This window comes from Castellaniella daejeonensis (genome assembly GCF_039523555.1).
GTDB lineage: Bacteria > Pseudomonadota > Gammaproteobacteria > Burkholderiales > Burkholderiaceae_B > Castellaniella > Castellaniella daejeonensis.
Genome location: NZ_BAAAFN010000004.1, coordinates 1 through 24,358, shown reverse-complemented (window position 1 = coordinate 24,358; position 24,358 = coordinate 1). Strand labels below are relative to the sequence as shown.

General features: G+C 67.9%; 20 protein-coding genes, 1 rRNA gene and 1 other RNA gene. 3 read left to right on the top strand and 19 right to left on the bottom strand.

Annotated features, from left to right (window positions below):
• Positions 1 to 12: 12 nt before the first annotated feature.
• The 11 genes from ABD022_RS00360 to mraZ are packed head-to-tail and all read right to left on the bottom strand — an operon-like array spanning position 13 to position 13,627.
• Positions 13 to 954, bottom strand: a complete 942-nt coding sequence (locus ABD022_RS00360) for a D-alanine--D-alanine ligase (protein WP_325125699.1) — start codon at positions 952 to 954, stop codon at positions 13 to 15.
• Positions 951 to 2,357: a UDP-N-acetylmuramate--L-alanine ligase gene (murC, locus tag ABD022_RS00355; protein WP_343819499.1), complete on the bottom strand. Its 1,407-nt coding sequence runs from the start codon at positions 2,355 to 2,357 to the stop codon at positions 951 to 953. The genes ABD022_RS00360 and murC overlap by 4 nt, the downstream gene beginning before the upstream one ends.
• Entirely contained in the window at positions 2,354 to 3,427 is a 1,074-nt protein-coding gene (gene murG / locus ABD022_RS00350) for an undecaprenyldiphospho-muramoylpentapeptide beta-N-acetylglucosaminyltransferase (protein ID WP_325125704.1), read from the bottom strand. Before murG ends, murC begins: the two co-directional genes overlap by 4 nt.
• Positions 3,424 to 4,629: a putative lipid II flippase FtsW gene (gene ftsW, locus ABD022_RS00345; RefSeq protein ID WP_325125706.1), complete on the bottom strand. Its 1,206-nt coding sequence runs from the start codon at positions 4,627 to 4,629 to the stop codon at positions 3,424 to 3,426. Before ftsW ends, murG begins: the two co-directional genes overlap by 4 nt.
• Positions 4,629 to 6,167, bottom strand: coding sequence for a UDP-N-acetylmuramoyl-L-alanine--D-glutamate ligase (murD, locus tag ABD022_RS00340; protein WP_343819497.1), 1,539 nt, complete (start codon positions 6,165 to 6,167; stop codon positions 4,629 to 4,631). Before murD ends, ftsW begins: the two co-directional genes overlap by 1 nt.
• Positions 6,164 to 7,336 carry a phospho-N-acetylmuramoyl-pentapeptide-transferase gene (mraY, locus tag ABD022_RS00335; RefSeq protein ID WP_325125711.1) on the bottom strand — a complete coding sequence of 391 codons (1,173 nt, stop codon included), beginning with the start codon at positions 7,334 to 7,336 and terminating at the stop codon, positions 6,164 to 6,166. The genes murD and mraY overlap by 4 nt, the downstream gene beginning before the upstream one ends.
• Complete coding sequence (gene murF / locus ABD022_RS00330; RefSeq protein ID WP_343819494.1) at positions 7,326 to 10,112, bottom strand: bifunctional UDP-N-acetylmuramoyl-L-alanyl-D-glutamate--2,6-diaminopimelate ligase MurE/UDP-N-acetylmuramoyl-tripeptide--D-alanyl-D-alanine ligase MurF; 2,787 nt, start codon at positions 10,110 to 10,112, stop codon at positions 7,326 to 7,328. The genes mraY and murF overlap by 11 nt, the downstream gene beginning before the upstream one ends.
• The gene (locus ABD022_RS00325) at positions 10,109 to 11,845 is read right to left on the bottom strand and encodes a peptidoglycan D,D-transpeptidase FtsI family protein (RefSeq protein ID WP_325125715.1); all 1,737 of its coding nucleotides are present in this window, start codon (positions 11,843 to 11,845) and stop codon (positions 10,109 to 10,111) included. The genes murF and ABD022_RS00325 overlap by 4 nt, the downstream gene beginning before the upstream one ends.
• A complete protein-coding gene (gene ftsL, locus ABD022_RS00320; protein WP_325125718.1) occupies positions 11,842 to 12,132 on the bottom strand; it encodes a cell division protein FtsL in 291 nt (96 codons plus the stop codon). The genes ABD022_RS00325 and ftsL overlap by 4 nt, the downstream gene beginning before the upstream one ends.
• Complete coding sequence (gene rsmH / locus ABD022_RS00315; protein ID WP_325125720.1) at positions 12,129 to 13,190, bottom strand: 16S rRNA (cytosine(1402)-N(4))-methyltransferase RsmH; 1,062 nt, start codon at positions 13,188 to 13,190, stop codon at positions 12,129 to 12,131. Before rsmH ends, ftsL begins: the two co-directional genes overlap by 4 nt.
• Before the next feature lie 8 nt (positions 13,191 to 13,198).
• Positions 13,199 to 13,627: a division/cell wall cluster transcriptional repressor MraZ gene (mraZ, locus tag ABD022_RS00310; RefSeq protein WP_325125722.1), complete on the bottom strand. Its 429-nt coding sequence runs from the start codon at positions 13,625 to 13,627 to the stop codon at positions 13,199 to 13,201.
• Positions 13,628 to 14,021: 394 nt separating this feature from the next.
• Between mraZ and ABD022_RS00305 the strand changes: the two genes are divergently transcribed.
• Entirely contained in the window at positions 14,022 to 15,371 is a 1,350-nt protein-coding gene (locus ABD022_RS00305; protein ID WP_343819490.1) for an ABC transporter substrate-binding protein, read from the top strand.
• 93 nt (positions 15,372 to 15,464) lie between these two features.
• On the opposite strand, the gene ABD022_RS00300 is transcribed toward ABD022_RS00305, so the two are convergent.
• From ABD022_RS00300 to rnpB, 5 genes are all read right to left on the bottom strand, one after another.
• A complete protein-coding gene (locus ABD022_RS00300; RefSeq protein WP_325125727.1) occupies positions 15,465 to 16,670 on the bottom strand; it encodes a branched-chain amino acid ABC transporter permease in 1,206 nt (401 codons plus the stop codon).
• A 9-nt stretch (positions 16,671 to 16,679) separates the two neighbouring features.
• Positions 16,680 to 17,765: a branched-chain amino acid ABC transporter permease gene (locus ABD022_RS00295; RefSeq protein ID WP_343819488.1), complete on the bottom strand. Its 1,086-nt coding sequence runs from the start codon at positions 17,763 to 17,765 to the stop codon at positions 16,680 to 16,682.
• Between the two features lie 4 nt (positions 17,766 to 17,769).
• A complete protein-coding gene (locus ABD022_RS00290) occupies positions 17,770 to 18,498 on the bottom strand; it encodes an ABC transporter ATP-binding protein (RefSeq protein ID WP_343819487.1) in 729 nt (242 codons plus the stop codon).
• Positions 18,458 to 19,312 (bottom strand): ABC transporter ATP-binding protein, encoded by an 855-nt coding sequence (locus tag ABD022_RS00285; protein WP_343819485.1) that lies wholly within the window; start codon positions 19,310 to 19,312, stop codon positions 18,458 to 18,460. The genes ABD022_RS00290 and ABD022_RS00285 overlap by 41 nt, the downstream gene beginning before the upstream one ends.
• A gap of 157 nt (positions 19,313 to 19,469) precedes the next feature.
• Positions 19,470 to 19,873: RNase P RNA component class A (rnpB, locus tag ABD022_RS00280), an RNA gene on the bottom strand.
• 121 nt (positions 19,874 to 19,994) lie between these two features.
• Between rnpB and ABD022_RS00275 the strand changes: the two genes are divergently transcribed.
• Complete coding sequence (locus ABD022_RS00275) at positions 19,995 to 21,836, top strand: ATP-binding cassette domain-containing protein (RefSeq protein WP_325125735.1); 1,842 nt, start codon at positions 19,995 to 19,997, stop codon at positions 21,834 to 21,836.
• A 53-nt stretch (positions 21,837 to 21,889) separates the two neighbouring features.
• Here the strand turns inward: ABD022_RS00275 and pyrC are convergent, their stop codons facing one another.
• Entirely contained in the window at positions 21,890 to 22,990 is a 1,101-nt protein-coding gene (gene pyrC / locus ABD022_RS00270; protein ID WP_343819484.1) for a dihydroorotase, read from the bottom strand.
• A gap of 130 nt (positions 22,991 to 23,120) precedes the next feature.
• On the opposite strand from pyrC, the gene ABD022_RS00265 reads away from it, so the two are divergent.
• Positions 23,121 to 23,393, top strand: coding sequence for an SWIB/MDM2 domain-containing protein (locus ABD022_RS00265; RefSeq protein ID WP_320347135.1), 273 nt, complete (start codon positions 23,121 to 23,123; stop codon positions 23,391 to 23,393).
• 160 nt (positions 23,394 to 23,553) lie between these two features.
• Here the strand turns inward: ABD022_RS00265 and ABD022_RS00260 are convergent, their stop codons facing one another.
• Both ABD022_RS00260 and rrf read right to left on the bottom strand, forming a co-directional pair.
• Entirely contained in the window at positions 23,554 to 23,922 is a 369-nt protein-coding gene (locus ABD022_RS00260; protein ID WP_325125742.1) for a DUF4870 family protein, read from the bottom strand.
• A gap of 128 nt (positions 23,923 to 24,050) precedes the next feature.
• Positions 24,051 to 24,163, bottom strand: a 5S ribosomal RNA gene (gene rrf, locus ABD022_RS00255).
• Between the last annotated feature and the right edge of the window lie 195 nt (positions 24,164 to 24,358).

Here is a 24,358-nt window from a genome sequence, read left to right as displayed (position 1 = left end):
TCCGTCTCCCCCTCAGGCCGCCTGGCGCAGCTTGCAGCGCGCCGTGGACAGGATTTCCACGCACAGCCGGCCATAGCTCATGCCGGCAGCCCGTGCGCCCATGGGCACGAGCGAATGGCTCGTCATGCCCGGCGAGGTGTTCATTTCCAGCAGCCAGGGCCGGTTCTGTTCGTCGAGCATCACATCGGCCCGTCCCCAGCCTTCGCAACCCAGCACCCGGTAGGCTCGCACCACCACATCCTGGATGTGCCGCGCCAGGTCGTCCGGCAGGCGGGCCGGGCACTCGTAGCGGGTGTCGTTGGACACGTACTTGTGCTCGTAGTCGTAGTTGCCCTGGGGCGCGATGATCTCGATGACCGGCAGCGCCCGGGCGCCGGCACCGGAGCCCAGCACGGGAACGGTCAGTTCGCGCCCCCGGATGAACTGCTCGGCCAGGGCCAGGTCGTCGAAACGGCAGGCCAGCGCCTGCGCATCGCGCAGCTGTTCGGCCGACTCGACCCGCGTCAGTCCCAGCGTCGAGCCCTCATGCGGCGGCTTGACGATCAACGGCAGGCCCAGCGTCTCGGCCAGCGCCGACGGGTCCGCATCGCATTCCAGTTCCGCGAATCGCGGCGTGGGCAGCCCGTGCTGCAGCCAGAGCCGCTTGGTGGCGATCTTGTCCATGGCCAGGCAGGAGGCGAGCGGACCGCTGCCGGTGTAGGGAATCCGCAGCAGTTCCAGCGCGCCCTGCAGCGTGCCGTCCTCGCCGTAGCGTCCGTGCAGGGCGATGAAGACACGGTCGAAGCCCGCCGCGGCCAGGTCCGCCAGGCTGCGCTCGCCGGTGTCGAACAAATGCGCATCGATGCCTTCTTCGCGCAGCGCCGCGCAAACGCCGGCGCCCGACATCAGCGAGACTTCCCGTTCGGCCGAACTGCCGCCGTACAGCACGCCCACGCGACCGAATGACTGGCTCATAGCGGGCTCCCCAATTGCGCGGGAACGCGGCTGATGGAACCCGCCCCCATGATGATCACGACGTCGCCGTCGCGGGCGAAGTCCTCGATCGCGGCCGCCATGTCGGCCACGTCTTCCACGAATACCGGCTCGACCTTGCCGGCGACCCGCAGGCCGCGCGCCAGCGCGCGGCCGTCGGCGGCGACCAGCGGCGCCTCGCCGGCCGGATAGACCTCGGTCAGCAGCACCGCGTCGGCCAAGCCCAGCACGCGCACGAAATCCTCGAAGCAGTCGCGCGTGCGCGTGTAGCGGTGCGGCTGGAAGGCGAGCACGATGCGGCGATCCGGCCAGGCACCGCGCGCGGCCGCCAGGGTTGCCGCCATCTCGACCGGATGGTGACCATAGTCGTCGATCACGGAATACGTACCGCCGCCATTCCTGGCCGACACGGGGAAGCGGCCGACCTGGGTGAAACGGCGCCCCACGCCCCGGAACTGGGCCAGCGCTTCGGCGATCGCCTCGTCGGCCACGCCCAGTTCGGTGGCGACGGCGATGGTGGCCAGCGCGTTGAGCACGTTGTGGCGGCCCGGTAGGTTCAGGCGCACCGACAGGGGTTCCAGGTCGCCCTGGACACTCTGGCGGTCCACCTCGAAGCACATGACGGTGCCGTCGGCGCGCAGGTTGCGCGCGCGCACCTGGGCCGGCATGTCGATGCCGTAGGTCGTCACGGGCCGCGACACGAAGGGAATGATCTCGCGCACGTTGGCGTCGTCCACGCACAGCACCGCGCTGCCGTAGAACGGCAGGCGCTGGGTGAATTCGACGAAGGCGCTCTTCAGGCGCGCCACGTCGTGCCCGTAGGTGTCCATGTGGTCGAGGTCGATGTTGGTGATGATCGCCATCACCGGCAGCAGGTTCAGGAAGGACGCGTCGGACTCGTCGGCTTCGACGACGATGTAGTCGCCCTGGCCCAGCCGCGCATTGGCATCGGCGGCGTTCAGCCGACCGCCGATGACGAAAGTGGGGTCCAGCCCGCCCGCCGCCAGCACGCTGGCGACCAGGCTGGTGGTGGTGGTCTTGCCGTGCGTGCCGGCAATGGCGATGCCGCGCTTCAGGCGCATCAGCTCGGCCAGCATCAGGGCGCGGGGCACCACCGGGATGCGCGCGGCGCGGGCCGCCAGGACTTCCGGATTGTCGGCGCCGATGGCGGTGGACGTGACCAGGGCGCCCGCGCCCTGGATGTGCTCGGCCGCATGGCCGATCAGGATGCGCGCGCCCAGCGACGCCAGCCGCCGCGTCACGGCGGTTTCCTGGACGTCGGAGCCGCTGATGGAATAGCCCAGGTTCAGCAGGACCTCGGCGATGCCGCTCATGCCCGAGCCGCCGATGCCGACGAAATGGATGTTGCGGATGCGGTGCTTCATGCCGATTCCTCCAGGCTATGGACGCAGGCATCGGCAATCAGCTGCGCGGCGTTCAGACTTGCATGTTCGCGGGCGTGGGCGGCCACGGCGGCGAGTTCGGGACGCTGACGGGCGGCCAGCCAGGCCGACAGTCCTGCCGCGTCCAGGTCCGCCTGGCGCATCATCCATCCTCCCCCGCACTCCGACAGATAGCGGGCGTTGGCGGTCTGGTGGTCGTCGATGGCATGCGGCAGCGGGATGAACAGGGCCGCCACCCCCACGGCCGCGACTTCGGCCACGGTCATCGCCCCGGCCCGGCACACCACCAGGTCGGCCCAGCCCAGGGCCTCGGCCATGTCGTCGATGAAGGCGGAGACCTCGCCTTCCACGCCCAGGCGCTCGTAATTCCGGCGCACCCCTTCGGCGTGGCGCTCGCCCGCCTGGTGGCGCACCTGCGGCCGGGATTGCGCCGGCAGCAGCGCCAGGGCCTCGGGCACCAGTTCGTTCAGGCGGGCCGCTCCCAGGCTGCCACCCACCACCAGCAGGCGCAGGGGGCCCTGGCGGCCGGCGTAGCGCTCGCCCGCGGGAGCGACCGATTCCAATGCGGCGCGCACCGGGTTGCCCACCATCAGGGCGTCGGACAGCGCCCCCGGAAAACCGCAGAGCACCCGGCTGGCAAAGCGGGCCAGGATGCGGTTGGCGGTGCCGGCCACGGCATTCTGCTCGTGCACGACCAGGGGAATGCCGGCCAGACGCGCCATCAGCCCGCCCGGGAAGGCCGCATAACCGCCCATCCCCAGCACGACGTCGGGACGGCGCGCGCGCAGCAGCCGGCGCGCGCGCAGGCAGGCGGCGCCCAGAGAGAACGGCAGCTTCAGCAGGGCCGGAAGCCCCTTGCCGCGCACCCCGCCGAAACGCAGCGACAGCAGTTCGATGCCGCGCGCCGGCACCAGGCGGCCCTCCATGCGATCGGGATCGCCCAGCCACAGCACTTGCCAGCCGGCGGCGCGCAGGACTTCGGCCACGGCCAGGCCCGGCATGATGTGCCCGCCCGTGCCGCCCGCCATGATGAGGATCGTGCGCGTGTTCATCGCCGTTTCCCCCGCATCATGCAACGGGTTTCATAATCCACCCGCAGCAGCAGCGCGATGGCGGCCAGGTTCATGACGATGCCCGAACCACCGTAGCTGACCAGCGGCAGGGTCAGGCCCTTGGTGGGCAGCAGCCCCAGGCAGACGCCGACGTTGATGAAGGCCTGCACCCCCATCCACAGGGCCACGCCCTGGGCGACCAGGCCGTCGAAGACCCGCTCCAGCACCATGGCCTGGCGGGCGATGTCGAAACCGCGCAGCACGACGAAGATGAACGTGGCGATCAGGCACAGCACGCCGACCAGGCCGAGTTCCTCGCCGATGACGGCAACGATGAAGTCGGTATGCGCTTCGGGCAGGTAGTGCAGCTTCTCGATGCTGGCCCCCAGGCCGACGCCGAACCATTCGCCCCGTCCCAGGGCGATCAGGGAATGGGACAGCTGGTAGGCGCTGCCGTAGGCGTTTTCCGGGTTCCAGGGATCCAGGTAGACGAAAAGGCGCTCGCGGCGCCAGGGCGACAGCCAGATCAGCATCAGGAAGCTGGACATCACCCCGCTCAGCAGCAGCGTGAACAGCTTGAGGTTGATCCCGCCGATGAAGAGGATGCCGACGGCAATGGCGCCGATGACGATGAAGGCGCCCAGGTCGGGCTCCAGCAGCAGCAGCACCCCGACCAGCATCAGCGCCAGCGCCATGGGCGTGAAGCCGCGCACGAAGCCGCGCACGAAGCCCTGCAGGTGGGCCTGCTTGCGCACCACGTAATCGGCCGCGTACAGCAGGATGGCGGCCTTCATCAGTTCCGACGGCTGGAAATTCACCGGCCCCAGGGGCAGCCAGCGCCGGGCGCCATTGACCTCGCGGCCGATGCCGGGCACCAGCACCACCATCAGCAGCGCCAGCGCCAGGATGAACAGCGGCACCGAGGCCTTCTGCCAGATCCGCATCGGAATGCTGGCGGTGAACAGGGCCGCCAGCAGGCCGATGACGATGAAGGCGGCGTGGCGGCCGACGAAATAGAAGCGGCCGTAGCTTTCGTAGCGCGGCCCGTCGGCCAGGGCGATCGAGGCCGAATACACCATGAGCAGGCCGAACAGGACCAGAGCGCTGACCGCCACGATCAGGCCCACATCCACGCTGGGCATGGCGGTGCGTCCCGGACGCACCGCATTCACGCCGCCGCTCAGGGTGCTCAATACGCGCATCAGACGATCTCCCCCCGTTCGGCCGCCAGTTCCCGCACGGCCTCGATGAAGCAGGCACTGCGGTGGGCATAGTTGCGGAACATGTCCATGCTGGCGCAGGCTGGCGACAACAGCACGGCATCGCCCGGCTGCGCCAGTTCCAGGCCGCGGGCCACGGCATCCTCCAGCGAGCCGCACGATTGCAGCGGCACGCCGCAATCCGCCAGTGCGCGGCCGATCAGCGGCCCGTCCTGGCCGATCAGCAGCACGGCGCGCGCATGGGCGCGCACGGCCGGCGCCAGGGGCGTGAAATCCTGCCCCTTGCCCAGGCCGCCTGCGATCAGCACCACCGGGCGGCCCAGCCCCTTCAGGGCGGCCAGCGTGGCGCCCACATTGGTGCCCTTGCTGTCGTCGATGAAATCGACCCCCGCGATCGCACGCACGAATTCGGTGCGATGCGCCTCGCCCCGGTAGGCCCTCAGCGCATGCAGCATCGGCGCCCAATCCAGGCCGATGGCGCGGCCCAGGGCCAGCGCCGCCAGTGCGTTGAGCGCATTGTGGGTTCCCTGGATCCGCAACGCATCGGCCGGCATCAGCGCCTGGGCGGACGCATCGGGCCGCCGGGCGGGGGCCTCGTCGCGCACCGCGCGGCGGCGGCGCGCCGGCGCCGCGGCTGCGGGATCGGCTTCGACCTCGGGCGCGGCGGCCAGCCAGGCCAGCCCCTGCTGCGAAAGCAGGCCCAGATCCCCCGCCAGGGCGGGCGCATCGGTCCCGAAGCTGCGCACCCGTTCGCCTGCCAGGTCGGGCACCATGCCGCGAACCAGCGGATCGTCGCGGTTGACGACGGCGATCCGCGCCATTTCCAGCAAGCGTGCCTTGGCCGCCGCGTAGGCCTGCATCGAACCGTGCCAGTCCAGGTGATCCTGCGTCACGTTGAGCACCGTGGCCGCATCCGGCGCCAGGGTGGCGGTGGCTTCCAGCTGGAAGCTGGACAGTTCCAGCACCCAGACCTCGGGCAGATCGTCGCGCTCCAGGGCGTCCATCAGGCTGGCGAGCGCCGCCGGCCCGATGTTGCCGGCTGCCCGCACGCGGCGTCCGCTCGCCTCGGCCAGGTGGCGCGTGAGCGACGTGACGGTGGTCTTGCCATTGGTACCCGTGACCGCCAGCACGGCCGGCGCGTAATCCTGCGCGCGCAGGTCGGCCAGTGCGCGGGCGAACAGTTCGATTTCACCCAGGACCTCGATACCCCGTTCGCGAGCCGCCGCCAGCAGGTCGGACACAGGCGCCTCGCGGGGGTTCAGGCCCGGGCTGAGCACCAGCGTATGGACCCCGTCGAGCGCCTCGGCCGTCAGCGCCTGGCTTCCGAGGCGCAGGTCGGCATCGATGCCGCCGGCCTTCAGTTCATCCAGCCCGGCCGGCTGCCCGCGCGTGTCCAGGACCCGCAGGCGGGCGCCGTGCGCGGCGCACCAGCGTGCGGCCGCGACGCCCGTTTCCCCCAACCCCAGGATCAGGGTCAGGCCGTCGCGGCGAATGGAGGGGAACTCGCAGGCGTTCGTCATCGCAGTTTCAGGCTCGCCAGGCCGATCAGGACTAGCATCATGGTGATGATCCAGAAGCGGACCACCACCTGGGTTTCCTTCCAGCCGCTCACCTCGAAATGGTGATGCAGCGGGGCCATGCGGAAGATCCGGCGTCCCTCCCCGTAGCGTTTCTTGGTGTACTTGAACCAGGTGACCTGCAGCATGACCGAGAGGGTCTCGACCACGAACACCCCGCCCATGATGAACAGCACGATCTCCTGGCGCACGATGACGGCGATCGTGCCCAGCGCGCCGCCCAGCGCCAGTGCACCGACATCGCCCATGAAGACCTGGGCGGGATAGGTGTTGAACCAGAGGAAAGCCAGGCCGGCGCCCGCGATGGCGGCGCACAGCACCATCAGTTCGGACGCGCCCGGGATGTAGGGAAACAGCAGGTACTTGGAATAATCGACGCGGCCGACCACGTAGGCGAAGATGCCCAGGGCCGTCCCGATCATCACCGTGGGCATGATGGCCAGCCCGTCCAGGCCGTCGGTCAGGTTCACGGCATTGCTGGTGCCCACGATCACCAGCCAGGTCAGCGCGACGAAGCCGAACACGCCCAGCGGATAGCTGACGGTCTTGAAGAACGGCACGATCAGGTCGGCGCGCGCGGGCAGCGGCATGGAAAAGCCGCTCAGGACCCATTCCCGGAACAGCGGCCAGATTTCAGTATTGGCCGGGACCGACACGGCAAAGCTGAGATACACGGCGGCCACGGCGCCGATCAGCGCCTGCCAGAAAAATTTCTGCCGCGCCGGCATGCCTTCGGGGTCGTGATGCACGACCTTGCGGTAATCGTCGGCCCAGCCGATCCAGCCGAAACCGAAAGTGACCAGCAGCACCACCCAGACGAAACGGTTGGTCCAGTCCGCCCACAGCAGCGTGCTGATGCCGATGCCGATCAGGATCAGCGCGCCGCCCATGGTGGGGGTGCCGTTCTTCTGCAGATGCGTCTGCGGGCCATAGCTGCGCACCGCCTGGCCGATCTTCAGCGCCGTCAGGCGGCGGATCAGCCAGGGGCCGGCCAGCAGGCCGATGGCCAGCGCCGTTGCACAGGCCAGCAGCGCCCGGAACGTGATGTATTCCACCACGCCGAAGGCGCGGAAGTGTTCGTCGGACAGCCAGCGCGCCAGTTCAAGCAGCATGATCGCCCCCCTGCGCGGCCGCGTCCGCGTCGAGCGCCTGGACCACACGCTCCATGCGCATGCTGCGCGAACCCTTGACCAGGATGTGGCCCGGCCGCGCCGCCAGCAGATGCGGCAGCAACTCTTCGAACGAGTCGCAGGCCCGGGCCTGCGGACCGAAAGCCTGCGCGGCGCCCCGGGCAGCGGTGCCGAGCGTCAGCAGCGCATCCACGCCGCACTGGCGGGCATAGGCGCCGACCTCGGCATGCATGGCGGGCCCCTGATCGCCGACTTCCGCCATGTCGCCCAGCACCAGGATGCGCCGGCCATCCAGGCCGGCCAGCACGTCGATGGCCGCGCGCACGGAATCCGGATTGGCGTTGTAGCTGTCGTCGATCAGCTGGAAGCCGTCCGCCAGGGGCCTCGGCTGCATCCGGCCGCCCACCGGGGCGAAGGCCGCCAGCCCGGCGGCAATGGCAGCCGAAGGCGCGCCCGCGGCCCAGGCGCAGGCGGCGGCGGCCAGGGCATTGCGCAGATTGTGGCGTCCCGGCGCATGCAGCACGACGGGCAGCGTCTCGGTGCCCAGGTGCAGGCGGAATTCCGTCTGCGCCGTCCCGGCACGGATCTGCGAGGCGTACACGTCGGCCGCGTCGGCAAAGCCGAAGCACCGGACCGTCCGGTCACCGGCCAGTTCCCGCCAGAGCCCGGTGTAGTCCTCGTCGATCGGGAACACCGCCACGCCATCGGCGGGCAGCGCCTGCAGCACGGCGCCGTTCTCGCGTGCCACAGCCTCGATCGTGTTCATGAATTCCTGGTGTTCGCGCTGCGCGTTGTTCACCAGGGCCACCGTGGGCTGGGCGATGGCGGCCAGCACCGGAATTTCGCCGGGGTGGTTCATGCCCAGTTCGAGCACGGCGGCGCGATGCGCCGGGCGCAGGCGCAGCACCGTCAGCGGCAGGCCGATGTCATTGTTGAAATTGCCGCGGGTCGCCAGGCGGCTGTCCTCGCCGTGCCAGGCGGCCAGGATCGAGGCGATCATTTCCTTGGTCGTGGTCTTGCCATTGCTGCCGGTCACCGCGATGACGGGCACGCGGAACTGGCGCCGCCAGGCCGTGGCCGCGCGCTGCAGCGCCAGGCGGGTATCGCCCAGCACGATCTGGGGCAGGCCCGCGCCTGGAACCGCATGGGCGACGACCGCCGCGCGTGCGCCGCCCCGAGCGGCCGCATCCAGGTAATCGTGGCCGTCGAAACGTTCGCCTTCGAGCGCCAGGAACAGGGCGCCCGGCGGCAGGCTGCGGGTATCGGTCGACAGTTCCGTGCCCTGCCGCCAGGTCAGGGCAAAGCGCGCCCACTCCCGGTCGTCGAAGGGGCTGCGCACGTGATGGACTTCCTGGTAGGTCTCGTGGCCCTTGCCCGCCAGCAGCACCACGTCGCGCTCATCCGCAGTCCAGATGCTTTCCAGGATGGCATCGGCGCGGTCGACCCGGATCTCCGGGCGGCCCGGCATCCCCGCCACGATCTGCTCGATGATTGCCTCGGGCGGCTCGGTGCGCGGATTGTCGGTGGTGACCAGGACATCGTCGGCCAGCCGGGCCACCGCGGCGCCCATCAGGGGCCGCTTGCCCGCATCCCGATCGCCGCCGCAGCCGAACACGCAGCGCAGGCGGCCGCCGCGATCCTCGGCCAGCGGCCGCAGTGCCGTCAGCGCCCGTTCCAGAGCGTCCGGCGTATGCGCGTAATCCACCACGACCAGCGGCAGCGGGCGGGCCGAGACGGCACCGCCGACTGCCGATACCACCTGCAGGCGGCCCGGCACCGGATGCAGCACGGCCAGGGCGCGGGCGATGCGGCTCAGGCCCCAGCCCAGTTCGCGCAACACGCCGGCAACCAGCAGCAGGTTGGAAATATTGTGCTCCCCGACCAGGTGGGTCAGGATCTGGGCGCTGCCGTCGGGCGCGACCAGGTTGAAGACCAGGCCGGTGGCGCCGTGCTGGATGTCCTCGGCCCGGAAACCGGCCGCGCTCTCGCGCCGCAGGCTGTAGCTCACCCGGTGCCCGGAAGGCACGTCTCCTTCCAGCAGTTCCCGCCCCGCCGCATCATCGGCGTTGATGACCGCGCCGCGCAGGCCCGGCCTGGCGAACAGGGCGAACTTCGCCTGCTTGTAGCGCGCTTCCGTGCCGTGGTAATCGAGATGATCGCGGGTCAGGTTGGTGAAGCCCGCGACCTGGATGCTGACCCCGTCCAGGCGCCCCTGCTCGATTCCGATCGAGGAAGCCTCGATGGCGGCCGCCACGCCCCCCGCGCGCGCGATGGCGGCCAGGCTGCGATGCAGCGTCAGCACATCCGGCGTGGTCAGCACGCCGCCCAGGTTGCTGCCGTCGGCCAGCGTCACGCCCAGCGTCCCGATGGTGCCGCAAGGCATGCCTTCGGAATTCAGCGCAGCGGCGATCCACTGGGTGGTCGACGTCTTGCCGTTGGTGCCGGTGACGGCGATCACGGTCAGGGCATCCGACGGCCGGCCGTACCACAGGTGGGCAAGATCGCCCAGCAGCGCGGCCAGCCCTTCGACCTCCAGGACCGGCACGGCAGCCGGCGAGGCATGCCCGCCGCCCGCTTCCCGGATAATGGCCGCCGCACCGGCCGCCACGGCCGCATCCATGTAGGCGCGGCCGTCCGCGGCGATCCCGGGGCAGGCGAAGAACACATCGCCCGGCTGCAGCTGGCGCGAGTCCAGGCAGAGATCCGCGCGGCGATCGACCCGCTCATCCAGCCAGGCCATGATGTCTAACATGATCATTGTGTGCGTCCCCCCTGTTCCGCCACGGCCACGAGGGAATCCACGGGCGCGTCCGGCCGCACGCCGAGGCGGCGCAGGGTGCTTGAAACGATGTCTGAAAAGACGGGTGCGGCCACGCGGCCGCCATAATACCCCCCGGCGCTGGGCTCATCGATGGACACGGCCACGACGATGCGTGGATCGGACACCGGCGCCAGGCCGACGAAAGAGCCGCGGTACTTGGTCTTGCTGTACTGGCCGTTGACGATCTTGCGCGCGGTGCCGCTCTTGCCCGCCACACGGTAGCCCTGGACCCGGGCACGCTTGGCGCCGTCCGGCCCGGCTGCAGCTTCCAGCATACTGCGCATCAGGCGGGCGATTTCGGGCGTATAGATCTGGACGCTGGTGGGCTGGCCTTCGCGCCGCAGGAGGGACAGCGACACCATGTCGCCGTTGCGGGCGAAGACGGTGTAGGCGTGCGCCACCTGGAGCAGGGAGACGGACAGGCCGTAGCCGTATGCCATGGTGGCGCGCTCGATCGGCCGCCAGCGCTGCCAGGGCCGCAGGCGGCCCGAAGCCATGCCGGGGAAATGCGTCTGGGGCACCCGGCCGAATCCCAGCGCCGAGAATTTTTCCCACATCGCCTGGGACGACAGGCGCTCCGAGATCATCGTCATGCCGATGTTGCTGGAGCGCTGGATGATGCCGCCCACGTTCAGCACGCCATTGCGGCTGACGTCGGAAATCACGGCGCCCTGGTAGCTGTAGCGGCCATTGCCGGTATCGAACAGGGTCTGGGTCGTGATCTTGCCTTCGTCCAGAGCCAGGGCGGCGGTGAACGGCTTCATGATGGAGCCGGGCTCGAAGGTATCGGTCACGACGCGGTTGCGAAGCGCCTCGCCGGTGCGTTTCGAGTTGTCGTTCGGGTCGTAGGAAGGCAGGTTGACCATCGCCAGGATTTCACCCGAGCGGGCGTCCAGCACCACGGCCGCCGCGGCACGCGCCTGGTGTTCCTTCATGGCGGCATTGAGCGCGGTGTAGGTGTCGAACTGGATGCCCGCATCGATGGACAGCTGCAGGTTCTGGCCGTCGACCGGGGGCACCACGGCCTGCACGTCCTCGACCACGCGGCCCAGGCGGTCCTTGATCACGCGCCGGGATCCCGGCTGGCCCGACAGCCGGTCGTTGAACGCCAGCTCGATGCCTTCGATACCCCGGTCCTCGATGTTGGTGAAGCCGACGATGTGCGCCATGACTTCGCCTTCGGGATAGACGCGGCGCGTCTCGGAAAGCTGCTGGACGCCGGGAATCTTCAATTGCTGGATCGCCCTGGCCTTGTCGACGGAAACCTGCCGTTGCAGGTAGACGAAATTCTTGTCCTCGTCCTGGGTGCGCTGGCGCAGTTCGGCCGGCTTGACGTCCAGCAGCCGCGCCAGTTCGGTCACCTGAGCCTCGGAGGCCTTGTGGAAATCCTCGGGGATCGCCCAGATGGCCTTGGCCGGCACGCTGGAAGCCAGCACCACCGAGCTGCTACGGTCCAGGATCTTGCCGCGCGTGGCCGGCAGGACCAGCGTGCGTTCGTAGCGGCGTTCGCCCTGGCGCTGCAGGAATTCGTTGGACAGGATCTGCAGGTTCAAGGCCTTGGCGGCCAGCGCGGTAAAGCCCAGCATGAGCACGATCACCACCAGCCGCGCCCGCCAGAAGGCCGGGCGGCTCGCCAGCACGGGGCTTTCGTGGAAACCGAAGCGTTTCATGGCTGGCCCTCCCGGACGGCGGGAGCCGGCTGCTGCAGGTAGATCGTGCGGTCCGGCGTCACCGACACCAGGTGCAGATCCGTGCGGGCCAGCGAATCGATGCGTGCGTTGCGCGCCAGTTCCGCCCGTTCGAGCTGCAAGCGGCGCCATTCGGCGTCGAGCTCATGCGCGTGCGACTTCAGCCGTTCGGACGCCACGAACAGTTCGCGCGTCTGGAACCGCACCGTAACCAGGGAAATGGCCGAAGCCATCAGCAGAATCGCCAGGAACAGGTTCAACCGGATCATCGTGCGGCCCTCCCCCCCCGGCGCTGCTGTGCGGACGCCCGGCCCGGCAGGCGGACGAAGTCCGCGGCCTCTTCCGGCGACAGGGGCACACCGGTGCGCTCGGCCACCCGCAGCACGGCCGAACGAGCGCGCACGTTATCCGCCACTTCGGTCTCGTCCGCCTGGACGCGGCCCAGCAGGGTCACGTAGGGCTGCGGCATGTCACGCTCGGGAATCGGCAGGCGTGCCCGGTCCCGGCCGGGATGGGCAGCGGCGGCGAAGCACTGCTTGACCATGCGATCTTCCAGGGAATGGAAGCTGATCACGGCCATGCGCCCACCCGCCCGCAGGCGGGTCAGCGCTGTCGGGAGGGCGCGCGCGAGCTGCGCGAGCTCTTCATTGATGTGAATCCGTATAGCTTGAAAGGTGCGGGTGGCCGGGTGTTGACCCTTTTCGCGCGTACGGACGGTACCGGCGACGAGCTGGGCAAGTTCGCCCGTGGTGCGCAGCGGCCCGGATTGGCGGCGCGCAACAATCGCCTTTGCAATCTGGAAAGCAAACCGTTCTTCGCCATAATCTGCGATGACCTCCTTGATCTGTTCCTGGTCGGCCTCGGCCAGCCATTGCGCTGCCGTCTGCCCCCGGCTGGTGTCCATGCGCATGTCCAGCGGGCCATCCCGCATGAACGAGAATCCGCGTTCCGCCTCGTCGATCTGGGGCGAAGACACGCCCAGGTCCAGCAGTACGCCGTCCACCAGGGTGATGCCCAGGCGGTCCAACTGCGTGTCCAGGGAAGCGAAACCGTCATGCACGACCTCGACCCTCCCGTCGGCGGCGCGCAGCGCCTGTGCCTCGGCGATGGCGACCGGATCCTTGTCGAATACCAGCAGCCGCGCCTGCGGAGCCAGGCGGCTCAGCAGCAGGCGGCTATGCCCCCCGCGCCCGAAAGTCCCGTCCACATACACGCCATCCAGCGGCGGTGCGTTCACCGCCGGCACCGCGGACCGACGGCCGAACGCGGGGCTCAACAACGCGTCGATAGCCGGTTCCAGCAGAACGGTGCGATGGGAATACGCCATGTGCGGGTTCAGAAAGAAATCTGTTCAAGAATGGCTGGATCGAGGTTGCCCACGTCCACCATGCAGCGCGCCTCCCATTGGGCGCGATCCCACAACTCGAAATTCGACCCCAGACCCAGTAGCATGACGTCGCGATTCAGGCCCGCGGCCGTACGCAGTTCGGGCGCCACCAGGATGCGGCCCGCCCCGTCCATGTCCACATCCTGGGCATTGCCCAGCAGCAGGCGCTGCAGCGGCCGCGCCGAGGCCGGCAACGCCGCGATCTGCTCGCGCTTGGCTTCCCAGGTGGAACGGGGGTAGATCATCAGGCAGCCGTCGGGGTGCCGCGTCAGGGTCAGCCGCCCTTGTTCCTGGGCCAGCAGGGCGTCACGATGCCGGGCCGGGATGGACATCCGGCCCTTTGCATCCAGCGTGAGCGCACTGCTTCCTTGGAACACGAGTGATTTCTCCCACTTCATGACACAAAAATCTACTTTGTCCCACTCTACGGGATGGCGCGAGGCTGGTCAAGGCAAAAATTGAAATTTATTCAATGACAACAAGCACTTACAACTGTTTTTGAGAATTTCCCATGAAATAAAAACCTGAAAAATCAATGGATTGGAAACCAAACTGAAAGTCCTTTATAAGGTCGCGGCCTTTTCCCGCCCCCCTCCGGCCGCCCGGGACCTGCACCAATCCCCGATTGACATGCCTGCAGGCAGCCGATGTAATGGGCCTGCATCTCCCCGGGCTGAAACACTGGCATTCCCGGGTGCCAGACTCGAAAGCATCCGAGCCTTTTTTGCGTTTGCCTGCCGTCTCGTCAGTCACCAGAAAGGAGATCTCCACATGTCGGATCAAACCCAGTCCCCCAACTCCCGCCGCCATTTCCTGCAGTCCGCCGGGGCTGCCGGCGGCGTCCTGATGTTCGGCGGCATCCTGCCGCTGCAGCGCGCCCTGGCCGCAGGCGCACCTCCTGCGATCAACCTGGGGCAGGTCCTGCCCATGACGGGCTCTGCCGCGGAATTCGGCCCCTACTACCGCGACGCGGTGCGGCTGGCCGTCGACCAGATCAACACGGCCGCCAAGGAAGTCTTCGGGGGCCCGATCATCGCCAACCACGTCACCGCCGACAGCGCGACCCTGCCCACGGTCGGCGTCCAGGCGGCGCGCCAGATGGTCGACACCCAGCACACGCCGGTCATCATCAACGGCTGGTCCAGCGGCGTCACGGTTGCCGTGGCCACATCGGTCACCATCCCGTCGGGCATCCTGCAGATCGGCAACGGCACCACGTCCCCGCTGGTCAGCGTGCTGCCTGCCGACGCCAAGGCCGACCTGCTGTTCCGCACCAGCGCGTCCGACGCCATGCAGGGCGTGGTGGCCGCCCAGTTCGTCAATGGCGAAATCGACCCGAACTACAAGTTCAAGCGCGTCGCCACCATCTACATCAACAACCCCTACGGGCAGGGCCTGTCCAACGCCTTCGCGGCCGCCTTCAAGAAACGCGACGGCACCGTGCTGGCCGAAGTCCCGCACCCGGAAGAAGTCCAGCCCACCTACAAATCCATGCTGTCCCAGGCGCTGAAGGACAAGCCCGACCTCCTGCTCATCGTCAGCTACCCGGCGCACACCATCGCCATCTGCAAGGAATCCCGCGACACCTTCAACTTCACCAACTGGCAATTCACCGACGGCAATGCCAGCGTCGACATCATCAAGGAGGTCGGCGGCAAGGACATGGACGGCCGCTACGGCACGGCGCCCGGCGAAGACACCAGCACCCAGTCCTACAAGGACTTCGCCAAGACCTACCTGTCCACCTACAAATACGACCATTTCCCGCCCTTCACCACCTGCTCGTACGATGCCGGGCTGGTCGCCGGGCTGGCCATGGCCGCGGTCGTGGCGGAGGGCGCCACCGACGCCTCGAAGATCACGGGGGCGATGCTGCGCGATGAACTGCGCAAGGTCTCCAACCCGCCGGGCGAAATGATCGACGGCGGCGACCAGGACCGCGTCACCGCCATGCTCAAGGCGCTGAAGGACAAGAAGAAAATCAACTACAACGGGGTCGCCGGCCCGTGCGACTTCGACAAGAACGGCGATGTCATCACGCCCGTCAACATCTGGAAGTATTCGGGCGGCCAGATCGAGACGGTGAAGATGGTTGCCGCCAAGGACATCCCGGCCGGCTGATGCCCCCCGGTCCTGCCCAGGCAAGCACAAGGCCGCGCAAGCGGCCTTGTGCTTTTCCGGCGAATGCCCCCGGCAAGGGCCCGCGCCGCGGATCTAGCGCTCGGGTTCGCCGTCGATGAAACGGGATACACGCTTCTTTTCGGGCAGGATGCCCTGCGGGCGGTACAGCACGATCAGCGCCAGCAACAGCCCCACGAAGGCCCAGCGCAGGAAGGACATGCGTGACGCGACATCGGGGGCGAGTCCCTGCAGGGCGACCTGCAGGTAGTCCGTGACGAAACCCGTACCGCTCCATACGGCCCAGATGACGAAGGCCCCCAGGATCGCGCCTTTGTTGTTGCCGCTGCCACCGAGCATCAGCATCACCCAGACCAGGAAGGTGGCGAACAGAGGCTTGAAGTGGCTGTAGTCGATCGTGACCATGTACGGCGCATACAGCGCGCCGGCCACACCGATGACGACGGCCCCCAGCACGAAGGACTGCACGCGCAGGGACTTCACGTGCTTGCCGCTCATGGCCGCCGAATCCTCTTCGTCGCGTACGGCGCGCAGCGCGCGCCCCCAGGGGGAGCGCACCATTGCTTCCAGCACGGCATAGGTCACGGCCAGTGCGAGCGTGACGATCGCCAGGTACAGATAGCTGTAGTCCCTGGGCTGCATGACGGACAGGGCGGACTGCAGGGCCTCGGGCAGCCAGCCGCAGCCGGCCTGGTCGAAGACGCAGGACAGGGGCTGGGGAATGCCGGACATGGGCTGCGGCCCGTTGGCCAGCCAGCGCTCGTTCTGGAAGACTAGCCGGATGATCTCGGCGATCCCCAGCGTGGCGATCGCCAGGAAATCCGCCCGCAGGTGCAGGATGGGCTGGGCGATCAGGTAGGCCACGATCCCGGCCATGATGCCGGCGGCGGCCATCCCGACCAGGTAGGGGGCGTCCAGGCCGAACCACTGGTGGGCATAGGCTGCCATCAGGCCGGACGGGGGCGACGTGACGAACAGCGCCATGGTGAATGCCCCCACGGCGAAGAACCCGGCCACGCCGAAATTCAGGTGGCCGTTGTACCCCCACTGCGCATTCAGGCCCAGGGACAGGATCGAGTAGATGATCGCCATGATGCTGAAGGACACCAGGTAATCCATGATGCCGGGCAGCCAGCCTGCGACGCCGAAGGCCAGCACGGCGCCCAGCGCCAGGGCCGCCGGCAGGCGCACCCGCCAACGCCAGCGCGAGAACAGCAGGCACCCCAGCAGACAGGCGGGGACCAGCAGGAAGCAGGCCTTGAGCAGATTCAGGGCATCCATGTCCGGCTCCTAGCGTTGGGCGAACAGGCCCTGGGGCCGCATCAGCAGCACCAGCACCATCAGGACGAAAGCGACTGCCGGCCCATAGGCCGGATTCAGGAAGGCGGAAGTCAGCTGCATGGCCACGCCGATGATGATCGATCCGACCAGCGCGCCCCAGGCGCTGCCGATCCCGCCCATGATCACCGCCGCGAACAGCGGCAGCAGCAGCACGAAACCCATGTCCGGCCGCATCTGCGATGCCAGCCCGTACATGACGCCGCCGATGGCGGCCAGCCCGGCACCGATGGACCAGGTCCAGGCGATGACCTGCTCGGTATTGATGCCGCGCACCTGGGCCAGGTCGGGATTGTCGGCCGTCGCGCGCATGGCCTTGCCGATGCGCGTGCGGGTCAGCATCCAGTACAGCAGCGCCACCAGGATCAGCGCCAGGGCAAAGACGAAGAACTGGTCGGCCTGGATGCGCAACCCGAAAGGCAGGTACAGGGCCGGATTGGAGCGCCCCGAATAATAGAAGTGGAAGTCCGACCCCCAGATCAGGTAGACGACGCCGCGCAGCAGGAATTCCATGCCCAGCGAAGCCATGGCCAGCAGCACCAGCGGCGACTGGTGCCGGCGCAACGGCCGGTACAGCAGCCGGTCGATCACGATCGCCACGATGGCCGTGACCGCCGCCGCCAGCAGCAGGCCGACGACCAGTTCCCAGCCGAAGGAGAACCGCCAGATGGGGTTCGACTGCGGCAGGACGAGCACCATGCCGTAGGTGACGTAGGCCCCCAGGGTCAGGAATTCCCCATGGGCGAAATTCGGGAATTTCAGGACGCCATAGCACAGGGTGAGGCCGATGCCGCCCAGTGCGATGATGCCGCCGAGCATCACGCCCCATGCGGTCAGGGACAGCATGTCCTCGGCGCTGGTGCCCGCGAGCCAGCCGGCCACCCACATGCCGGCCAGCACCAGCAGCAACACGCCGCCGACGAAGCGGCTGCTGCGCGCGCCGCCCGAATCCCGGGCATCCACGGCCGCGGCGGCGCCAGCGTCCGCGGCGCCCGTCAGCATGTTCTTGTCCGCCGCAGGCTGCGCCGAATCGATCATCGCGTCATCCTCCCAGGTAGAGGCGCCCGACGTTCGGATCGTCGAGCAGGTCCCGCCCCGTGCCCTCGTGGCGGTTCTCGCCATTGGCGAGCACATAGCCGCGGTGGGCCATCCCCAGCGATTGCCGGGCGTTCTGCTCGACCATCAGGATGCCCACCCCGCTCTCGTTGATCCGGGCAATGCGCTCGAAGATCTCGTCCACGAGCTTGGGGGACAGGGCGGCCGTGGGTTCGTCCAGCAACAGCAGCCGGGGGTTCATCATCAGGGCGCTGCCCATCGCGACCATCTGCCGTTCGCCGCCCGACATCTTGCCCGCCAGCTGCCGGCGGCGCTGGCGCAGCTTGGGGAACATCGCGTAGACCCGTTCCTTGTTGTCCGACAGGTCGACCTTCCCCATCGGGAAGGCGCCCATTTCCAGGTTTTCCTCGACCGTCAGCGTGGTGAATACATTGGCCACCTGCGGCACGTAGCACATGCCCAGCCGCACGATGCGGTGCGGCGCCTCGTGCGTGATATCGTGGCCGTCGAAGGCGATCGAGCCCTGGCGCGGATGCAGCAGGCCGAAGATGGTTTTCATCAGGGTGGACTTGCCCGCCCCATTGGGGCCGATGATGGAGACGACCTCGTCGGCCTCGACCCGGAGGGACACCGCGCGCAGGATCTCGGTATCGCCGTAGCCCGCCGTGACGGCGTCAACCTGCAGCAGCGGCATATTGTCCTCCAAGGTAGGCATCCAGCACCGCCTGGTCGTTGCGCACGGCTTCGGGCGAGCCTTCGGCAAGCTTGCGTCCTTCGCTCATGACGATGACCGGATCGCACAGGCTCATGACCATGTTCATGTCGTGCTCGATCAGCAGAAAGGTGATCCCGCGTTCACGCGACAGGGTCTGGATGTTCCGCACGATGCTCTGCAGCAGCGTGCGGTTGACCCCGGCGGCCGGCTCGTCCAGCAGGATGATCTGCGGGTCCGCCATCAGCATGCGCCCCATTTCCAGCAGTTTCTTCTGCCCGCCCGACAGGTTGGCGGCGTATTCGTGCTGGACGTGGGTGAGCTGCAGGTATTCCAGGACCTCGCGCGCCTTGTCCAGATGGCGCGCTTCTTCGGCGCGGACCAGACCCGGCCGCAGGAGCGCATTCCACCAGTGTTCCCCGGACTGCCCGGGCGGCACCAGCATGAGGTTTTCCAGGACGCTCATGCTGCCGTGCTCGCGAGGAATCTGGAATGTGCGGCACAGGCCACGGGCAAAGATCTGATCCGGCCGCAGATGGCCGATGTCCTGGCCGTCCAGCAGGATCTGGCCCGAATCCGGGGGGATGAAGCCGGTGATGAGATTGAATACCGTGGTCTTGCCGGCACCGTTGGGGCCGATCAGCCCGGTGATGGTGCCCCGTTCCACCTGGAACGAGCAATGGTCCACGGCCCGCAGGCCGCCGAAGCTTTTCGCCAGGTCCCGGACTTCGAGCAGCGGACGCCGCTGGTCGACATCCGTTTCCGACAGGGATGATGCTGTCGAATCCGCCACCGATGCCTCCTGCTGGATTTCCATGAAGGAATCCGGCCGGCGTACCCGCCACGCATCGACGCGGCGGGCCGTCGGTTCGAAATGATGGTTCAGGGTATCACAGCCGCTGGCGCGGCCGAATGCGCGAATTCCCTATGGAAAGGGGCCCGGCGCCATGAAGGCGGGCACCGCGCAGGTAAAGAAGCGGAACAGATCTATAGGCCGGATTCTGTACGCCGGGTTGCCCCGGCGGGCGATCATTCCTCTGGGCGGGCCATTGCTGGACCGCTCTAGCCATCTACCCGCATGCTCGGACGGGCCGCCCTGTCGGCACGAGGCCGGCGCATGCCTATTTGATGTTGCTCCCGATAGAGGTTGCCGCGTTTCACCCTGCCGCGCCCCGCCCGGACGAACCGGACGGGCAGTACGGAGATGGCCGTACCGGTGCGGGCCTTGCGGCCCACCCTCGCGGCAGTCTCGTCTCTGTGGCCCTGTTCCTCGGCTTTCCCCGAAGGGATCGCCGGACGGCCGTTAGCCGCTATCGCGCCCGATGGAGTCCGGACCTTCCTCGATGCCTGTCGGCACCGCGATCGCCCGATCTGCCCCGCGACGGCATTGTACGACAGCCCGGCATGGAGCCGCCCGGCACGCCACCGTCCAAACTGCGACAATAGGCCTTTGACCCCGGGGCCCCGGCCCCGGCGACCGCCACACCGCCGCCCGCACAATGTCCGACACACTGCTCGCCCTGACCCAGGCCCAGCTCGCCTACGGCCACCACCCCCTGCTCGATCACGCCGACCTGAACCTGCTGTCCGGCGAACGCATCGGCCTGATCGGCCGCAATGGCGCCGGCAAGTCATCCCTGCTGCGCGTCCTGGACGGCCGCGTCCGTCTCGACGACGGCGAGATCAGGCGGCGCGGCGGCCTGCGCATCGCCACCGTCGAGCAGGAACCCGAACTGCCTGAAGACGAAACCATCCTCGGCTACCTGTCAGGCGACCTGGTGGCGTCCGAAGACTGGCAGCGCTCGGCCCGCGCAGGCGCGCTGATCGACGCGCTGCAGCTCGAACCCGTCCAGCCCATCCGCGGGCTGTCCGGAGGCACGCGCAAGCGCGTGGCCCTGGCCCACGCCCTGGTCCAGGAACCCGACCTGCTGCTGCTCGACGAGCCGACCAACCATCTGGATTTCGCCGGCATCGCCTGGCTGGAAGACCAGCTGCGCGCCACGCGCGCGGCCGTGGTGCTGATCACCCACGACCGCCGCTTCCTGGATGCCGTCGCCACCCGCATCGTCGAACTCGACCGGGGCAGGCTGCTGAGCTTTCCGGGCAATTTCTCCGCCTGGCAGGCCCGCAAGGCCCAGTGGCTGGAAGCCGAACAGCAGGCCAATGCCCGCTTCGACAAACTGCTGTCCCAGGAAGAAGTCTGGATCCGCAAAGGCATCGAAGCACGCCGCACCCGCAACGAAGGCCGGGTGCGCCGCCTGGAGGCCCTGCGCCGCGAACGCGCCGCACGGCGCGACCAGCAGGGCCAGGTGCGTTTCTCCCTGGCCGACGGCCAGCGTTCCGGCAAGCTCGTGGCGGAACTTCTGGGCGTCACCCACGGCTACGGCGACCGCATCCTGATCCGGGATTTCAGCACCCTGATCCAGCGCGGCGACCGCATCGGCCTGATCGGCCCCAACGGTGCGGGCAAGACGACGCTGCTGCGCATCCTGCTGGGCGAACTGCAGCCCCTGGAAGGCAGCGTGCGCCTGGGCACCAATCTGTCGATCGGCTATTTCGACCAGATGCGCGACCGCCTGGACGAAACCGCCACCCTGGCCGACACCATCAGCCCCGGCAGCGAATGGGTGGAAATCGGCGGCCAGCGCAAGCATGTCATGAGCTACCTCGAGGACTTCCTCTTTCCCGCCGCCCGCGCCCATTCGCCGGTGTCCAGCCTGTCCGGCGGCGAGCGCGCACGCCTGGCGCTGGCGCGCATGTTCGCCCAGCCGCACAACGTGCTGGTGCTCGACGAGCCCACCAACGACCTGGACATCGACACACTGGAACTGCTGGAAAGCCTGCTGCAGGACTACCAGGGCACCGTCCTGCTGGTCAGCCACGACCGCAGCTTCCTGGACAACGTGGTCACGCAGACCATTGCCGCCGAGGGCGACGGCCACTGGCGTGAATACGTGGGCGGCTACGACGACTGGGAAGCCCAGAGACCGCGCGCTACCGCGCAACCGTCCCCCTCGCCCCGCCCGGATCGGCAGTCCGCATCGGCCGGCGCCAGCGCGGCCGGCACACAAAAGACGGCGGCGGTCCCGGAAGCCGCCGACAAGCCGCGCAAGAGCCGCCTGGCGCCCTGGGAAGCGGAAGAACTGGCCGGCTTGCCCGACCTGATCTCGGGCCTGGAAGCCGAACAGGCAGCCCTGGCGGCACGCCTGTCCGATCCCGATCTGTACAGCCAGGGCCCCGACGAGGCCCAGCGCGTCCAGCAGGCCCTGAGCGAACTGGAAAGCCGGCTGGAGACGCTGTTCGAGCGCTGGACCCTGCTGGAAGACAAACGCGGCGACTGAGCCGCGCCACCCGGGCCCCGCCGGGGGGATGCCGGCCCTGCGCCTGCCCCGGGTCAGTCTGCGGCGGACCCGCGCTCCGGGCGCACCCGCCAGGGAAGCGACTCGCCTGCGGCCAGAGGCACGACCACATCATCGCCCAGCGGCAGGTTGCGAGGGATGGGATCGGCCACTCGCTCCAGGGTCAGCGTGCCGGCATTGGGGGCCAGCCCATAGAATGCAGGGCCATGCAGGCTGGCAAAGGCCTCCAGGCGATCCAGACGGCCGACGGACTCGAAGGCCGTTGCATACAGCGCCAGGGCATGGCGGGCCGTATAGCAGCCCGCGCAGCCGCAATCCTGCTCCTTGGCGCCGCGCGGATGCGGGGCGCTGTCCGTCCCCAGGAAGAAGCGCGGATTGCCGCTGGTAGCCGCCTTCAGCAGCGCCTGGCGATGGGTTTCCCGCTTCAGGACAGGCAGGCAATACCAGTGGGGCCGCAGGCCGCCCTTGAACAGGGCATTGCGGTTGTACAGGAGGTGCTGCGGCGTCAGCGTGGCGCCGATGGGGCCTTCGGCCTGGGCGACATAGGCTGCGCCATCCGCCGTGGTCAGGTGCTCGAACACCACCTTCAGTTCAGGGAAAGTGCGCCGCAGGGGCTGCATCACCCGCTCGATGAACACCGCCTCGCGATCGAACAGGTCGACATCCGGATCGGTGACCTCGCCATGCACCAGCAGCGGCATGCCGCATTCCTGCATGGCCGCAAGCGTAGCCTTGCATTGGCCCAGCAGGTCGGTCACGCCGGCATCCGAATGGGTTGTCGCCCCGGCCGGATAGAGCTTCACCCCGTACACGAAACCGCTCTCGCGCGCCCGGCGGATCTCGTCAGGCGGCGTACGGTCGGTGAGGTACAGCGTCATCAGGGGATCGAAGGCCGGGACATCGCCCTCGCGTTCGCCCGCCAGGCGCAGGGCGTCCAGGATGCGCCCGCGATAGGCACGCGCATCCTCGGTCGTCAGCACCGGAGGCTTCAGGTTGGGCATCACAATGGCGCGCCCGAACTGGCGTGCGGAATCCATCACCACATCGCGCAGCACCGCTCCGTCGCGTAAATGCAGATGCCAGTCGTCCGGGCGGCAGAGGCGGATGCCGGCAGGTGCGGCGGAGGCTTCGGTCACACCCGCAGCGCGATCGGAAAAAGCATGTGAAGAAGTCTGTGACACTGTCTGACGATCCTTTTTTGTCTTTCGGGGAAACACGCGGTATGCTGCGAGGGCTATTCACTCAACACTGTAGGAGCCTGCATACATGGCAACCACCGAAAAGTCCGGTCGCAAACCCAATGCGGCATTCATGAAGCCCCTGACCCCCAGCGCCACCCTGGCTGCCGTGATCGGTAACGAAGCCGTGCCCCGCACCGAAGTCACCAAGCGCATCTGGGACTATATCAAGAAGCACAATCTCCAGGATCCCGCGAACCGCCGCAACATCAATGCAGACGCCAAGCTGCGTCCCCTGTTCGGCAAGGACCAGGTTTCGATGTTCGAACTGACCAAGCTGGTCAGTCAGCACCTGAAATAAGCAGGGTTGCGGCGGGCTGTCACGGCAGCCTCGCCTGCTCCTGATACGGCCCGGCCTCCGGCCGGACGGCGCCTTCCGCCGCAAGGCGAGCGCCTGGCGCCCGGAACGGAGCGCACAAGAAAGCCCGAATGCCCCGCCATGGGGATCGGGCGAGATCGGATCACAGGCCCGGCAGCGGTGTTTCGCCAGCCCAGTGCGCCAGCCAGCCCTTGGCGATGCGATAGATGATCCAGATGATGGCCACCACGCCCGTGACGAAGCCAACGAAGATCAGGCTTGCCAGGGCGCTGAGCACCAGCCACAGCAGCCCCCACCAGAATGTCCGGATGATCCAGTCGATATGGCCCGCATAGACGGTGCCGACCATGTCGCCGCGCTTCAGGTACGCCAGAACGACGGCCGCCAGGACAGCCGCACCAAAGATCCCCGCAGACAGAATGCCCACGGCGAACAGCGCATACATCAGGTGGACGAGTTGCCGCTGGTTCAGGCCTTTGTCCATTTCGGGGGTTTCGTCGCCTTGAATCATGAGGTCTCCTGCGAAAGCGTGGCCTGAGGCCCGTATTTCCTGCCGGCGTTTGCGTTTCAAGACTGTATTCTATCCCAGAAAAGACAAAGCCCCTGCAGAGTGATCTGCAGGGGCTTTGCGGTATAGAAGCCTGACGATGACCTACTTTCACAGGTGTCCACCCACTATCATCGGCGCGAAGGCGTTTCACTGTCCTGTTCGGGATGGGAAGGAGTGGGTCCACCTTGCTATGGTCGTCAAGCATAACTGGTTGCGCTCCAGTGCACGGCCCCGGGGGACCTGGTACTGGATCGCCAATTTGGAAGAAGCACACTGCGTGTGCATCCAGCGACGCGCTGCATTGTAGCAGATTCGCTGGCGGCTGCACCGCCGGGCTGTTGTTGCGTTCAATTGTGTCGGCTACACACACGATCACTACGTTCCGCTGCGGTACTCC